The organism is Sporosarcina sp. FSL K6-3457, assembly GCF_038007285.1.
Taxonomy (GTDB): domain Bacteria; phylum Bacillota; class Bacilli; order Bacillales_A; family Planococcaceae; genus Sporosarcina.
The window spans coordinates 1,514,753-1,529,927 of sequence record NZ_JBBOWX010000001.1 but is presented as its reverse complement, the minus strand read 5'-3'; the positions used below and the strand labels follow the sequence as shown (position 1 = coordinate 1,529,927).

Below are 15,175 nucleotides of genomic sequence, written 5' to 3'. Positions count from 1 at the left end.
ACGATTTACCAGTGACAACCTTTTTCCATTCAAAAATTTCGAATATCAACAATTGGACCAACCGCTTGAAAATCTTCCTTTTCCATAAATAAAATCAATTTCTCTGCTGTTTGCTCCGCACTACTTAACAGCCCTTGTTCTTTATAATCAATAAACCGCTCAAGTAACGGAAACGCCTCTTCCTGACTCGCACGAATCGTTTCCTGCATACCCGTGTCAATGATGCCTGGTGCAATTGAAACAATCTCAACGGGGTACGCAGCATTCGCCTGTTCAAGCGCAACAACTCGCGAAAAATGATCTAGCCCCGCTTTCGTTGCACAGTAGGTCCCCCATCCTTCATACGGATTACGCCCTGCTCCAGACGAAATATTGACGATTCGTTTAGTTCCTTTAAAATCCTGCAGCTTCGCTATAAAAGCATTCGATAATATCATAGGCGCAGTCAAATTGACAGCCATCGCTGTAGTCATTTCTTCAGCACTCACAGACCCTATCAATCCAATCGGGTCAACCATACCCGCGTTATTCATAAGCGTAAAGCTAGTCGCGGCCTCACGATGTTCGTCAATCAGTGAAGCCATCAACTCAGCAAGATCTTCCATTTGCGCTAAATCAGCAGCAACAAAATCCTCTGCACCCGTAGGCACTGTCCTTGCGATCCCAATCACTTTATTCCCCTTCACTCGAAGTTGTCTTGAAAGTTCAAATCCAATTCCTTTCGAAGTACCTGTGACAATAAAAACATCCATTTAACCCTCCCCTTCCGTATATGCAACAAACCATTCGTCAAGACGTTCCCTTGCGATAATTGGCTGTTGCACTTTTTTAAAAAATATTTTTTCATTTTTAAATGAAGCGACATCTTCACCAAACCAATTATTCACTCGCTCACGCGTCACCGCAAACATTTGATCAACAAACTCAAATTCCACTATATCCATATTCTCTATAAGCGCAAAAATAGCTGTCGCATTATATAAAATAGCTTTCTCTACCCGCTCCTCTCCGATTTCCTCAACAGACGTTTCATAGTTCATTGTAAATGTAAATTCGTCAGGATCCTGTTCGAACATTCGTGGAATATCACTCATCGGTAAATGGTTGACTAGATTCATGTTATTCCCCGCATTCCCCATATATAAATTCTCAAACTGAAGTACTTTCTCAAAAAGATGGGTTTCCGGATCAAGCTGCTTAAGCACTTCTTCTTGCTGTATCTTTTCTTGACCAGGTAGGTAAACCATTTGCATCCAGACGAATAAGCCTAGTCCTACTATTAGTAATCCAACTATCACCTTATTCTTCATCGGGACTGTCCTCCCCTTGTTTGATGATGATTTTTTGCAATTTGTTCATAAGGAGTGGAACAATAATTGTAATGATAGGAGAAACGTACATTACGCTACTAGTTGCAAACTCATACGGCCCATCAATAGGAATCGGACGCCCAAACCAGATATTACTTCCGAACAGCGTCGCCGTAATAATTCCCCATGTAGCAACGATATATAAAGACCAAGTGATCCACACATACTTTCTCACTGCTGCGATTTTATAAAGGTTCACTTGTACATAATCTCTCGATAGCAATTTACGGATTTTATAATAGATCAAATAACTAAGCCCTATCACAATTATAACCCCAAACAAAGCCCACGAAATTCTTCTAAACTCATAAAATATACTTAATGGGATTGTTATAATCCATGCAATCAATGTGTAGATCAACGTCCACTGCATCACTTCCATCAATACGTTGCTAAGCCGTACAGATTTCACTCCATCGATAAGTCCATCTAACTTTGCCATCTGGCCAATACTTATCCGAAATGCTTCTTCGAACGAATGACCGTAACTTTGTAAATCTTCAATTTCCGCCTCTATATTTCCAATTACTTCTTCTTTCAATTCAAGTGTCTCATCGGTTTTAGGATACTTAGCAAATCGTCTATCAATATGCTTTCGAACGTCATTCATCGTTTCCGCTCCTCTCTTGTACTAACCGATCAATTAATTCTTTTGCTCGATTCCACGCTTCTAAATTTTCCCTGTATGCCGAAATTCCTTCATTCGTAAGCGTATAGTACTTCCTACGCCCCCCTTGAGATTGGTCGCCCCAATAAGCCTTTATGTAACCCGTTTTTTCCAATCGTTTCAAACTACTGTACAGCGTTGGTTCTTTTAAAATATACTCACCTGAACTACCTTCAGAAATGGCTTTCATAATTTCATAACCGTAATTATCCCCGTCTTTTAACACGCGCAAGATAATTGTATCGATATTTCCACGGATTAAATCTGCGCTTATCCCGATATCAGCCATTGCTTTTCACCTCTATTTATAATATACAACACAGTACTATGCTTGTCAAAGTACTATGGCAAAAAGAGCAAAAAACAAGCTAACAAAAAACCAATCCTCCCGAAGGAAAATTGGTTTTTATTTATTATCTTCAAATCGCAATAACACCGATTGCAATAGCAATCCCCAGTAGAACTATGCTAAAGCCCCACATCATCATAAATGAATAACGGATATGTTTCCCCATCTCTAGTCCTGCCAACCCTAACGCAAGCCATAGAGCTGGTGAAAGCGGGCTGACAAATGTACCAATAATATTACCGATAATCATCGCATAAGCTGCGGATAAAGAAGAAACGCCAAAACCGGTCACAATCTGCTCTACGATTGGAAACAGTGCAAAATAATAAGCATCCGTACTTAATAGCAAATCAAACGGTACACCAAACACACCAATAATAATGTGTAAGTAAGGGATGACGAACGCCGGTAAAACATTAACCAAGTCTGTCGCTATTGAATTCAGCATATCTGTCCCATTCAATATCCCTAAAAACGAACCAGCAGCCAAAATAATCGTTGCCATCAAAATAGCACCTGGTGCATGCGCTTGAATACGCCCCATCTGATCCTGGATTTTAGGGTAGTTAATAGGCAAAGCAATACTGACCCCAATCATAAACGCAAACCCTGCCGGAATGATTCCCCATACTAAAATACCAATAACACTAAATGCCAACACGACATTTAACCAATAGAACTTAGGATAACCAGCAGATTTATCCGCTGGAGAATCCTCACTATCTATGGTAGACGTATCCTCATCCGTTTCTCTTGATTCCTCACCATTTTTAGCAATCAGACGTTTTTCACGATAACCCAAGACAACTGCTAATACGACTAATAAGACCAATCCAATGAGTTGAATTTGAATGAGCGGCCGCCACAATTCAGTGACATCCATCTCAAGCACAGCAGCAACTCTACCTAACGGCCCTCCCCATGGAACCATATTCACGATACTCGCACTTGTTCCGACAAGCATAAGCAATAAATAAGGGTTCATCTTTAACCGTTTATACAATGGTAGCAAAGCAGGAATCGTAATCAGAAATGTTGAAGCACCCGAGCCATCCATTTGTGCAATCGCAGCAATAACAACCGTCCCAACCGCTACCGCAATGACGTTTCCACGTGTAAGCGCAATCATCTTATTGATGAGTGGATCAAAAACGCCGACATCTTGCATAATCCCAAAAAAGATAATAGCAAAAATAAACATAACTACAACACTAAATACAGATTGCGTACCACTTGTAAAGAATTCGCCGATTTGTCCCAAATTGAAGCCTGCGGCGAATGCCCCACCAATCGGCACAAGCAAAAGGCCAACAAACGGAGAAACTTTTCCACTAATCAATAACACAACAACGATAAGAATCGTAAGTAAACCAATAATACTAAGCATAATTTCTCCTTTCTAGTCAACCGAAGTTCACTACATGAAATGGAAGGTTCGCTCATGAAAGCGGATACATATTTTCGGAATGACAGAAAAAAGTTCCTGCATCAAAATAACCTTCTCTATTTCAAAGTTTTCTATACTTAGAAATTTATCATAGAGAGGTTAGATTAATAAGTTTATTTACTTAAAAACACTAATAGGCATTATGAGCGTTTTGTTCATTTTGTCCACGGCATATATTTTCGCTCTGGACGACCAATATCACCGTATTTTAGTTGGGCATCCACTTCTTTTATCGACACTAAATATTCCAAATAACGCCTTGCTGTTGAGCGACTTACCCCTACTTTGTCCCCGGCTTCTAACGCAGTCACCCCTGGTCCACTATACATTTGTAGGACCTCTTTTATTTTGTCTAACGTAATCTGATCGATTCCTTTTGGGAGCTGTCCCCCGCTTACATTAACCTTTTCCACAGCATCTAGCCAATGTGATCCCGTGAGACGATCTATTTCCTTCTGATCTAACTCCGCCCTCGATGCCAGCATTTGAGTTTGAGCACTGTATCTTTTTAAGGTTTGTTCAAAACGGCTAAAATCAGCTGGCTTAACTATATAATCAAAAATACCACCTCGTAATGTTTCAGCGATGGTCACCACTTCCTTAGCAGCTGTAACCATAATGACATCAACCTCATTGAACTCTTGACGTAATGTCCAAAACAAACTTAAACCCTCTACGTCCGGAATATACATATCCAGCAAAATAAGTTTAGGTAATGCTGAATGACTTCGTAAATAAGTAAGTGCTTCCTCACTTGTTTTCACGATAGCCAATACAGTAAACCCTTCTACTCGCTCAACAAACTGGCGGTTAATATCAGCAATTCGAAAGTCATCTTCTACAATTAAAACTGGAATCGTTTCACGCATCGCTTTCTCTCCCTTGCTTTAAATCCTTCGGTATAGAAATCACAAAGCTTGCTCCCCCAAGCTCCCCTTCTTCCAAATAAAGTACTCCATTTACTTCCTCAATCATTCGCTTTGTCAAAGCCAAGCCAAAACCACGATGAGCACCTTCTTTGGATGTAAATCCTTGCTCAAAGAGCCTATCTTCATAGGCTTTCGGTATGCCTGCCCCGGAATCTTCTATTTCAAAAATAAAATCATTACCAATATCGGTAAAGAAAATTTGGATTTTTCGATTGGCCGGAGGATTATTTTTCAGCGCATCCATCGCGTTATCAATTAAATTCCCCATTGCAGTTAACAATGCCTCACTTTGTTTGTCGTTCAAAGACATTGCTAGTATACTTTCTTCCTGAATTTCCAAATCAATGCCGAGCTCGTTTGCTTGGTTTAGTTTGCCTAATAACAGCCCACTCACCAAAGGATCGGCCACGTTCCGAATCAATAAATGAATCCAGTTTTTCTGTAGCATACTTTCCTTTTGAATATAGTCAATGGCCTGTTCTTTCTGATTTAGTTGTAGCAAACCTAAAATCAAGTATAATTTATTCGTAAATTCATGCGTCTGCGCCCGTAAAGCGTCTGCATACTGCTTAATCCGTGTTAATTCTTTCGTTAATAAATCAATTTCTGTCTTATTTCGAAATGTGAAAACCGTTCCAAGACATATATCCTCTACATAGATGGGCGCCTTGTTGACAAAGACGGTATTGTTACCAATCATCAGCTCTTTATCGACTTGAATACCGTCATCATTCAAGTAGTAGGCTAACTGATATGCAGATGGCAGTTCTTTCATCTTTGTTCCTATATACCGTTCAGGATCGTTAGTTTGATCGAACAGTAGGCCTAATGCGGCAGAATTAATCATTATAATGACACCGTTCTGATTCACGGCAATAATTCCCTCGTGTGTAGACTGTAGAATTGTCTCCTTCTGAAATAATAAATGGGCAATTTCTTCTGGTTCTAACCCAAATAATACTTTTTTTATATACGATGACACAAGTACTCCACCCATAATCGCAACAAGCATAACAAGTAGTAAAACAATCCACAGCTGGTTATTATAAGAATCGATAACCTCTTCTATATCATCGGCCAAAAAACCAACTGAAACAATACCTACAATTTTCCCATCTAAGTATATCGGTACTTTTGCCCTTAGCGAACTCCCCAATGAACCGACTGCTTTTGAAACATACGACTCGCCATAAACGAGTGCTCTTTCGCTATCCTCACCTATCATTTTCTTACCTATCTGGTCTGCACTCGGATGCGCATAGCGAATCTCTTCCCTATTCCCTACCACTATGAACTCAGCTCCAGTTGCCTCTTGAATCGGCGCAACAATCGGATTGATAATGGCAGCTGGCTGTTCGTTGTCAAATGCACTTGCCAACTCTGGAATACGTGCTACGCTTTCCGCAACGCTGAGTGCACGCTCCCCTAATTGTGCCTCCAAAGCGTCTGACATAAACTGATCGATAAACAGCCCAATTACTACAACAATTGCTATGATCAGAATACCTATCAACATAATCATTTTCATTTTCAAATTAAACGTAATATGTGGTTTAAGGTAAGGATTTTTACGATCATTTTTTTGAAAATGAATCATCATAGCTAGCCCCTTCCAAATCAGATAGACAGTTAAGTTCGAAATATAGCAGACTTAAGCCCGAATAGCAATATTCATCCAAATAAAAAAGCTTACTCTCCTATTTCAAGAGTAAGCTTTTGATTCATTTATTCTAAAATTTTAATCTTCACATCTTTGCGGCCCCATTTATAGGCTTCAGCTTTGGTCGGGAAAAAGACATCGATCTTATTCCCTTTAATGGAACCACCTGTGTCCCCCGCTATAGCATAACCATAGCCTTCTACATGGACTTTCGTTCCAAGCTTAATGACGCTTGAATCGACAGCAATGACTTTCATATCCGGATTACTTTTTAAATTAATACCTGTTGCAGTAATACCAGAACAACCGTTACAATTTGCTGTAAACGCACTGGCTGATACTGTGAATTCTTTAACGACCTTGTCAGAATCTGAGCGTGAAGGTGTTTTTGCAACCGCCTTACTCACAGCTTTCTTCTCAGCTACTACTTTTAAAGTTTGTTTTGGATGGATTGTATTTGACTTTAAGTTGTTCCATGATTTCAAATTGGAGACAGACACGTTATGCTTCTTCGCAATCGCGGATAATGTATCTCCACTCTTAACCGTATAAGTTGTAGGTGCGGCCCAGCTTTCATTTGCCCCGCTGACCAATAACGCAATCGTAATGATGAGTGTTCCAAGAATTCTTCTCAAGTACTCTACCCCTTGCTTTTTAGTCTATACTTATCTTAGCAGGCTTATATTACAGCAATATTACAATCTGCCACCTTTCCCGTTACAAAATTAACGATAATATTACATAAACGGAGTGTTCGATCATGAAAACAGTGTCTATTCGTAAAGCTAACAAGAACGATGCAAAAGCCATTGCAGACGTACTCGCAGAGAGTCAATGGTTTACCTACAGTACGCTCTATAGCGAGAATTATATTCAAAGACTCATTGACCAATATTACAATGTGCAACGTATTGAGCAGGAAATCGTCTTCATTAGTGAAGAATGGCATGGCTACTTTGTTGCAGAAATGAACGGCAGAATTGTCGGAGCCATTGGGGGTGGGATGAATGATGATACAGCGGGTGAAGTGTATGTGCTCTATTTAGACCCTACGCTACGCGGACAAGGGATCGGTACACGCCTGCTTGACTTCTTTACGAAAATTCAAAAGCATACATATGGTGCAAAGGAACAGTGGGTGTCTGTCGCCAAAGGAAACAACTACGGCATCCCCTTCTATGAAGCTCGCGGATTCATCTTCCAATACGAGGAACTTGCATACGGTACAATAGAAGAAGATCAGGATATCTCCTTGAAATATAAACGAAACATTTAAAGCTTCGAGCATGGAAAGGTGACTAGTATGATTGCAATCTTAGGCTATATTCGTGAAATGATTCCTTATATGATTATCGTTTTACCCTTCATCCTCTTCTTTCGCTTCATTTTTAATAGATTGCGGGAAGGCACTAAATCGCGTCTGTCCCGTGAAATCGGAGTAGTGAGCTTTCTATTATTTATGACTGCCTTATTTTCACAAACAATACTGACGTTTTTATATACAGGCCCTGAGGTTACACGTGATTTTTCCAATATCAATATGACTCCCTTCAGGGTTTTTCAAGATAACTATTACGCCATTACCGAATTAAATTATTGGCAGCCCTTTATCATTAACTTTTTGGGTAATATTTGCATATTTATACCGATTGGTTATATGGTTCCTTTATTATGGGGACGATTCAATCATTTTTGGAAGGTTACCTTCATTGGATTTAGCATTTCCTTATTTATTGAAACAACACAATTGACACAAGCACGTAGCACGGACATCGACGATTTATGGCTGAATACATTGGGGAGTATGATTGGTTATGGTCTATACGTTGTGACGAGAAGGTTTTATCCACAATTCGTTGCGATGTTTGCAAAAAACTAATCTCTCTTAGCGATATATTGCATATATCAATTGTATTCACTTTACTGTATACTGAATAAATAATAACTTATACAGGATGGTGATTCACAATGCCGATACCTACGGATCATGCAAAACCGATTCGTGTTACTGCGAAGGAAAATGCATTCAACCAGCTCCAGCAATGGATTATTGATGGCACGCTACATGCAGGTGAAAAGCTCAACGATACGGAACTTGCCGAGGCGCTAGGCGTAAGCAGGACGCCAATCCGGGAATCTTTGCAATTACTTGAGGTACAAGGATTCGTCAAAATGTTTCCTGGGAAAGCCACACAAGTAACCGAAGTGGATAGGAATTCAATTACTGAACTCCTCCCCCCACTTGCTGCTCTCCAAGCATTATCAGCGGAGCTCGCAATCCCACATCTTACCGACGAGGCCATTGCATTGCTTGAAAGTACGAATGACAGATTCGCGGAAGCCGTATATACAAAAGATTATTTTTCTGCGTTGAAGATTGATGAGGAATTCCACCAAATTGTTGTTGATATCGCAGATAACTCCTATATCCTGTCGATGGTTGAATCACTTCAAGCACACGTGAGACGATTGTTTTTCCATAACTCCATTGTCTTAACTGAACAATCAATTGAGGAGCACCGTAAAATTATTCAATTACTGAAAGAACGTGATGCCTTAACAGTTGCCGCGACAATGCGAGATAATTGGTTGCGTGCGATTGACGAATTTTATTCATTACCATCGAATTAATGAAAAAAGCCGGTCCCTCTCAATGAGGAAACCGGCTTTTTTCATTATACCCGCACTGAAGACGTTTTTAACATACGAGCAACAATACCTGTTACAAGCATAACAGCAAGGACAGGCAACAGCCAGCCAAGGCCTTGACTGTAAAACGGCAATGTTTCTTCATAGAAGGAAACGATCGGTGACATCCACCCAAAATAATCAATTTCCAATGAATCACAAAGTGCCTTCAAGCCATCGATGACACTAATCATAAACGTGACAATCGTTGCTGCTACATACACCAGACGTGAATGATGGAACAAGGGCGATGCAAACGTCAGTAGCATTAATGAGACTGCTAATGGATATAAGAACATCAAGACAGGAATCGAATAGGTAATGATATTCGCCAGCCCGAAGTTCGCCACCACAAAACAAAATGTTGCGAAAATCGTTACAAACCATTTATAACTAATTTTCGGCATTAACGTATGGAAGTATTCTCCACAAGCCGTAATTAGTCCGATACTTGTTGTCAAGCAGGCAAGCAAAATAACAACAGCCAACATGATTAGTCCAAATTTGCCAAGATAATGCGTCGAAGCCCCGCTTAACACAGGCCCTCCTGTATCAAAAAAGCCTAACAACCCCGTGCTTGTAGCACCCAAATAGGCAATGCCTACATAAATAATCGCAAGGAATGCAGTTGCCACAGCACCTGTTTTAGCCGTTGCCGCTAAAATACCTTGCTTACTTGTCACACCCATTGAACGAATGACATTGATGACGATAATACCAAACACCAGTGATGCCAGTGCATCCATCGTATTATAGCCCTCCGTGAACCCTTTCATAAATGCCCCACTTGCATAAGCATCCTGTGGAGATCCAATCGCTCCCATCGGTTTCACAACTACCATCGCAAGCAATATAAGAAGTAGTATAATAATTCCCGGTGAAAGAATTTTTCCAACGTTGTCAACAATTTTCGCAGGATTCAAAGACAGCCACAATGTAATACCAAAAAATATCAATGTGAAAACAATAGACGCGACTTGCATGTGACCTTCACCAATAAAAGGCGCAATACCAATATCAAACGCGACAGCCCCTGTACGTGGCGCTGCAAAAAATGGCCCGATTGTTAAATAAAGCAGTGCTGTAAAAATTACTGCATAGATCGGATGAATTCGGCTCGCTAGGTCTTGCAAATTTCGGCTACCCGAAAACCCAATGGCTAAAATACCAAGAAACGGTAACCCGACACCTGTAATTAAAAATCCGATAACAGCAGGCCAAAGATTTGTTCCGGCATACTGCCCCAGCTGCGCGGGGAATATTAGATTTCCTGCTCCAAAAAATAAGGCGAATAACATGACGCCAATAACAAGATACGATGAAAACGATAATTTCTTCTGCATAATTCCAGTTCCCCCTCAGATGTCTAACATGATTCCGTATATGCAATATATCACCGGAAATAATAATACCCTTTCCATCAAAGAAATGCAATATATTGTTGATAATTATTTGAAAATATTAATTTTACAACATATTCCTACTATATACAAACATCCGTACGGCAAAAATGCTCGCCATACGGATGTAGCTAGCTGTTTATTTTAATCAATTGCGCCTCGGCGTAATTGCGTTGGGATTTTGAATTGTGCTCAGCGCAATCCACTCCCCTCAAAATCCCTAACATCCGCCGGCCGACAAAAACGCCACGTCCTGTGGCATTGTCGGCACTAGTACGTCCTGTACGTCGGAGGCTTAACTTGAATCAAACTCCCTCTGATTGAAATGCTCTTCTGGCATTCTTCCCACCACTAAGGAGAAATGGAACTATATTTCTCCCCTATAGAAGTGTGGACTTCTGCTGAATCAAGTTAAAAACTGCGTCTGACTATGTCCTTCTCTCGATTTTTTCACTTCCAGAATTGCAGGGAATGCCGCTTTCAATTCTTCAACATGCGAAATAACACCAATCATCCGACCCGACTTCTGTAAATCAATGAGCGTATCAATCGCCTTACTCAATGATTCTTCATCCAATGACCCAAAACCTTCGTCAATAAACATCGTATCAATCGACACCGAACCTTGGAAGCTTTGAATAACATCCGCCATACCAAGTGCCAAACAAAGAGAGGCATTGAACTTTTCGCCGCCCGACAATGTTTTCACATCGCGCGTTTGTCCGGTATAAGCATCATAAACATCAAGGCCCAATCCACTTTGCCTACCTCGAACTTCCTGCCGATCACTACGTATCAATTCAAACTGACCACCGGACATTTCTTTTAATCGTAAGTTTGCCGACTGAATGATCCTCTCCAAATATTCGATTTGTATAAAGCGTTCAAATGACAGACGTAATCCATTATGCCCTCTAACAACATCATATAAATCGGTCACTTTGCCAAATTCTTTTTCGAGCGTTGCAACGATTGTCATGGACTCACCGATTTTCACTTGCAATTGTGCGGCCTGCTTGGCAAATTCCGTCGAGCTATTATACGCAGTCAAAGCAGCTTCATAGGTGGCTTTCAATTCAACTAATGCTTGATCGACTCCGCTAATATCAATCTTTTCTTTTCCTTCTAACAGTGCGGCAAGCTCCTTCACAGCCTCACGTACAGCATAAAACTGTTGTTTAAAGTTCTCAATGTCAGATTTCAATTTCACACGTGATGCTTCATCCATTTTCGCATCGTGATAAGCTTGCTCCGTTGGAAACTCCGATTTTTGTAATGCCTCTACAAATCGTTGCTGTGCAGTCTGCCGTTTTTCTTCCGTTTCAATAAGCGCCTGTTTCATATGAATTTCAGCCGATTTACTAGTCGCTAAACGCTCTCTTCCTTCTTCACGACGTTTCTGAATCGTTTCCCATGCCGTATCTAATGCTCTTTTTTGTTGCGTGAATGAGGCAATACGTTGCTCTAGTACGTTTAGCTCCCGTATATCTTCTGGTATAGCATTCAGTGTCTGTTCAAAAAGAGCCTGTTCTTTTTCATAGGATGCCTGACAGTCAAATACAGCCCGTTCGATGACTGCCTTATGTTGCACCAATTGTTCAGCTATTTTACTCTGTTGCGTTAACTTGTCCTTCAACTGGCTTAGCTCTTGTCGCGTCGCGCGAAGTGCCGAAACCTCTTGTTCCAGCTGTTTCTTCATTACATGTAAGTTACTGTTTTCAGCTTCTACCTGCTCCACATCAACATCAATTTTGACAAGCTCACTCTTTTTCACCGTTATTTGTTTGAATGAACTGTCATAATTCGCTACCGCAGTCCGGTAAAGGCTCTCAATACGTGCAAGCTCGGCATTTGCCTTTTCAAGCTCTTCCTTTGTAACCTCAACCTCACCACGGTGCGCTTTCTGCGGATGTTCATCACTCCCGCACACGGGACAAGCTTCCCCGTCATGAAGCGTCGCCGCTAATGTGGCCGCCTCGTTCATCAGCCAATCTTGCGCTAACGCTTCGTATTCTTTTTTACTCGCTACATATAGAAGTTCCTGCTTATTTCGCTCATCGGCAAAACTAGCTGTTTGTGCTGCCAATCCCATAAATTCATCGACAATCCGGCATTTTTCAGTCGTGGCTGCCAGCAATTCAACTTGATCATCAAATACAATCAGTCGCTTTTCTAATTGTTCCATTTGATTTTTAAAAACAGTCACTTTTTCTATTTCAATGGCAGATTTTTCAGTCGTCACTTGCAAGGTTGCCTGGCGTGTCTGCCATTCTTTGTTGAGTGTGGCAAGTGCCTCTTTTTTAGAGGCCAGCGCTGCGACCTGCGGCAATGCGTCCTGTAAACGCATCAAGCTCTCCGCTACCTTTTCACGCTCTGGCTTCTTTCCTTCTTCTATTGTATAGTGAGCTTCGATTTCTTCGATTTCTTTGGCAATCAGTTGAACACTACGAACAGCTTTTTCAAGATGCACTTGTTTAGTGCCCACTTCTTTCTTCAGCTCGACAAACTGTATTTCCAACTGCTCAATCGTCACTGCACGCTCTGCATCCCCAAGTCGTTTGGCTTCTTTTTCTAAAAAAGGGACCTGATTCGATAGCTCTGCATATACTGCTTTTCTTTGCGCCAACTCATTGAATCGCTCATTTACACCTTTGGCTGCATGATATTTTTCAAGCATTTCTGCATGTTGTTGAACAGCCTTGTCGTAACGGTCTTTATCAACCATTATTTTTTCATTATAAAATAACTGCTCCGTTTCCAATGCACGCATCACTTGATGATCGTTATAGTTTTCATTGGCTAATACGGTAAAAATAGCAGAATCACGCTGTGGTAATAGCGATGGGATTTGTTTCATAAGGCCATCCTTTTGTTGCCTTTCGCCAATCAATTTAGCTTGTGCTTCATCTTTTTTACTTTTCAACTTGTCTACAATTTCACGATAAGGCTCTGTTCTAAAAATCTTCCGCATAATCGTTTCTTTATTTTCAGTATCAGATGTTAAAAACTTACGAAACTCCCCTTGTGGCAGCATAACAATCTGGCTAAATTGAGCCTGCGTAAAACCAATGAGCTCCTCAGCCTTCTTATCAATTTCAGACACAATTTGTCGATCAACAATCGGTACTTCTCCGTCAGCTGTCACTTCATAGAACTCATAACGGGCAGCGGTTTTCGTTTTATTTCCTTGTTTGACATACGGAATTTGACGCAATATACGATACGTTCGGTTCTGAATAGCAAACAACAACTCTACCGTTGTCGGTACGGCATCGTCTGCAAAGTCACTACGCATCGCCCCACTATCCGTTCGGTCTTCGCCACTCGCTTGTCCATACAACGCAAAGCAAATCCCATCAAAAATCGTCGTTTTCCCAGCACCCGTTGCACCCGAAATGACGAACAATCGATTATCTTCTAACTCTCTAAAGTCGACGATTTCCGTCCCTTTATACGGGCCAAATGCCGTCATCGTTAATTGGATAGGTCTCACAGTCCCAGCCCCTCCTTCTGCATAACCTCATGAAGCACTTGTGCAAACAGCTCTTCCGTTTCCACATCCGCCGCTTCGCCCTTCATTTCCTCATAGAATGCTTTAAAGAGCGCTATATCATCCTGTTTTCCATGTTCAATCTGCTGCTCATTCTCTTCATTCCTCAACGGCACGAATATTTTCCGTTCGACATGCATCGCATTCGGATAGACCGATCGAATTTTTTCCATTGGGAATAAAACCGGCGTATCATCCAGCAATTTAACGAAGACATAATCTTCACTAACGGGATGCAATAAAATGTCCTCCATCGTACCTTCCACTGTCCTCATGTCATGCTGGGGTATTAGCTCCCGTTTTTCAACTGTCACTTGACCTTCTGCATCCAGTTCAACAACGAAAAAACCTTTGTTATGATGCTGCTCCGAAATGGAATATTTCATGGGTGAGCCTGCATAGCGAATCGTTTCATTCAACACAAAATGGGCCTGATGCAAGTGACCGAGTGCTGTATAATGGAACGGTTCAAACAACTGTGCCGACACATATTCAGCACCGCCAATAGCTAATGGTCGTTCTGAATCACTCGTGTTTGCCTCACTTTCCCCGTGTGAAGTGACAAATGCATGTCCCACAAAGACATGACGCGCATCTTCCTGCAAGTTTGCACAAATGCCTGCTGTCACTTTTTTCATCGCATCGTTATGATTGGCAATCTGGTCGTCACCATGAAGATGTTTGACAACTGAGGGGTCTGCAAACGGCACGAGATGGAAATGAACTTCACCGAATTCATCCGACAGAACAACAGGTTCAATGTCTTTCGTCATTTGACCGGCAATATGGTAACCGTTGGCGCGCATCAATCCGCTACCAAAGTTCAAACGCCCCGGGCTATCGTGATTTCCACCAATGGCAAGAACAGGTATCTTCAGTTCCATAATGATTTTCTCCAGTACTTCATCCAATAATGCAACCGCTTCAGTTGGGGGTACTGCCCGATCATACAAATCACCTGCAATTACGACTGCGTCCGGTTGTTCCTCCTTTATCGCCTCCATAAACTGGTCCAGCACATAGCGCTGCCCATCTGTCATATAAACGCCTTGCACAAGCTTACCTAAATGCCAGTCCGCTGTATGAAAAAATTTCAACTTCATATCCCCCTCAAT

Annotated in this window: 14 protein-coding genes; 3 read left to right on the top strand and 11 right to left on the bottom strand. The window is 41.2% G+C overall.

Annotated elements, in window-relative coordinates; genetic code table 11:
• Positions 1-29: 29 nt before the first annotated feature.
• The 8 genes from N1I80_RS07545 to N1I80_RS07510 all read right to left on the bottom strand — a co-directional run bounded on the left by N1I80_RS07545 (position 30) and on the right by N1I80_RS07510 (position 7,057).
• Positions 30-752, bottom strand: coding sequence for an SDR family NAD(P)-dependent oxidoreductase (locus N1I80_RS07545; RefSeq protein WP_340737279.1), 723 nt, complete (start codon positions 750-752; stop codon positions 30-32).
• Positions 753-1,310, bottom strand: a complete 558-nt coding sequence (locus N1I80_RS07540; protein ID WP_340737278.1) for a DUF4825 domain-containing protein — start codon at positions 1,308-1,310, stop codon at positions 753-755.
• Entirely contained in the window at positions 1,300-1,980 is a 681-nt protein-coding gene (locus tag N1I80_RS07535; RefSeq protein WP_340737277.1) for a hypothetical protein, read from the bottom strand. The genes N1I80_RS07540 and N1I80_RS07535 overlap by 11 nt, the downstream gene beginning before the upstream one ends.
• The gene (locus N1I80_RS07530; RefSeq protein WP_340737276.1) at positions 1,973-2,326 is read right to left on the bottom strand and encodes a PadR family transcriptional regulator; all 354 of its coding nucleotides are present in this window, start codon (positions 2,324-2,326) and stop codon (positions 1,973-1,975) included. Before N1I80_RS07530 ends, N1I80_RS07535 begins: the two co-directional genes overlap by 8 nt.
• Before the next feature lie 130 nt (positions 2,327-2,456).
• Positions 2,457-3,773, bottom strand: a complete 1,317-nt coding sequence (locus N1I80_RS07525) for a CitMHS family transporter (protein WP_340737275.1) — start codon at positions 3,771-3,773, stop codon at positions 2,457-2,459.
• 215 nt (positions 3,774-3,988) lie between these two features.
• On the bottom strand, positions 3,989-4,702 hold the full coding sequence (locus tag N1I80_RS07520; RefSeq protein ID WP_340737274.1) for a response regulator: 714 nt from the start codon (positions 4,700-4,702) through the stop codon (positions 3,989-3,991).
• Positions 4,695-6,359, bottom strand: coding sequence for a sensor histidine kinase (locus N1I80_RS07515; RefSeq protein WP_340737273.1), 1,665 nt, complete (start codon positions 6,357-6,359; stop codon positions 4,695-4,697). Before N1I80_RS07515 ends, N1I80_RS07520 begins: the two co-directional genes overlap by 8 nt.
• A 128-nt stretch (positions 6,360-6,487) precedes the next feature.
• Complete coding sequence (locus tag N1I80_RS07510) at positions 6,488-7,057, bottom strand: 3D domain-containing protein (RefSeq protein ID WP_340737272.1); 570 nt, start codon at positions 7,055-7,057, stop codon at positions 6,488-6,490.
• A gap of 125 nt (positions 7,058-7,182) precedes the next feature.
• Between N1I80_RS07510 and N1I80_RS07505 the strand changes: the two genes are divergently transcribed.
• From N1I80_RS07505 to N1I80_RS07495, 3 genes are all read left to right on the top strand, one after another.
• Positions 7,183-7,698, top strand: a complete 516-nt coding sequence (locus N1I80_RS07505; protein WP_340737271.1) for a GNAT family N-acetyltransferase — start codon at positions 7,183-7,185, stop codon at positions 7,696-7,698.
• Positions 7,699-7,725: 27 nt separating this feature from the next.
• Positions 7,726-8,301: a VanZ family protein gene (locus tag N1I80_RS07500; RefSeq protein ID WP_340737270.1), complete on the top strand. Its 576-nt coding sequence runs from the start codon at positions 7,726-7,728 to the stop codon at positions 8,299-8,301.
• An 89-nt stretch (positions 8,302-8,390) separates the two neighbouring features.
• On the top strand, positions 8,391-9,053 hold the full coding sequence (locus tag N1I80_RS07495) for a GntR family transcriptional regulator (RefSeq protein ID WP_340737269.1): 663 nt from the start codon (positions 8,391-8,393) through the stop codon (positions 9,051-9,053).
• A 44-nt stretch (positions 9,054-9,097) separates the two neighbouring features.
• On the opposite strand, the gene brnQ is transcribed toward N1I80_RS07495, so the two are convergent.
• The 3 genes from brnQ to N1I80_RS07480 form a co-directional block, all read right to left on the bottom strand.
• Positions 9,098-10,453, bottom strand: coding sequence for a branched-chain amino acid transport system II carrier protein (brnQ, locus tag N1I80_RS07490; RefSeq protein WP_340737268.1), 1,356 nt, complete (start codon positions 10,451-10,453; stop codon positions 9,098-9,100).
• Positions 10,454-10,916: 463 nt separating this feature from the next.
• Complete coding sequence (locus N1I80_RS07485; RefSeq protein WP_340737267.1) at positions 10,917-14,003, bottom strand: SMC family ATPase; 3,087 nt, start codon at positions 14,001-14,003, stop codon at positions 10,917-10,919.
• On the bottom strand, positions 14,000-15,157 hold the full coding sequence (locus tag N1I80_RS07480) for an exonuclease SbcCD subunit D (RefSeq protein ID WP_340737266.1): 1,158 nt from the start codon (positions 15,155-15,157) through the stop codon (positions 14,000-14,002). The genes N1I80_RS07485 and N1I80_RS07480 overlap by 4 nt, the downstream gene beginning before the upstream one ends.
• Between the last annotated feature and the right edge of the window lie 18 nt (positions 15,158-15,175).

Excerpts from the sequence above, each read along its gene's own strand:
- N1I80_RS07545 (WP_340737279.1), bottom strand. The coding sequence starts at position 752 with ATGGATGTTTTTATTGTCACAGGTACTTCGAAAGGAATTGGATTTGAA.
- N1I80_RS07540 (WP_340737278.1), bottom strand. The coding sequence starts at position 1,310 with ATGAAGAATAAGGTGATAGTTGGATTACTAATAGTAGGACTAGGCTTA.
- N1I80_RS07535 (WP_340737277.1), bottom strand. The coding sequence starts at position 1,980 with ATGAATGACGTTCGAAAGCATATTGATAGACGATTTGCTAAGTATCCT.
- N1I80_RS07530 (WP_340737276.1), bottom strand. The coding sequence starts at position 2,326 with ATGGCTGATATCGGGATAAGCGCAGATTTAATCCGTGGAAATATCGAT.
- N1I80_RS07525 (WP_340737275.1), bottom strand. The coding sequence starts at position 3,773 with ATGCTTAGTATTATTGGTTTACTTACGATTCTTATCGTTGTTGTGTTA.
- N1I80_RS07520 (WP_340737274.1), bottom strand. The coding sequence starts at position 4,702 with ATGCGTGAAACGATTCCAGTTTTAATTGTAGAAGATGACTTTCGAATT.
- N1I80_RS07515 (WP_340737273.1), bottom strand. The coding sequence starts at position 6,359 with ATGATTCATTTTCAAAAAAATGATCGTAAAAATCCTTACCTTAAACCA.
- N1I80_RS07505 (WP_340737271.1), top strand. The coding sequence starts at position 7,183 with ATGAAAACAGTGTCTATTCGTAAAGCTAACAAGAACGATGCAAAAGCC.
- N1I80_RS07500 (WP_340737270.1), top strand. The coding sequence starts at position 7,726 with ATGATTGCAATCTTAGGCTATATTCGTGAAATGATTCCTTATATGATT.
- N1I80_RS07495 (WP_340737269.1), top strand. The coding sequence starts at position 8,391 with ATGCCGATACCTACGGATCATGCAAAACCGATTCGTGTTACTGCGAAG.
- brnQ (WP_340737268.1), bottom strand. The coding sequence starts at position 10,453 with ATGCAGAAGAAATTATCGTTTTCATCGTATCTTGTTATTGGCGTCATG.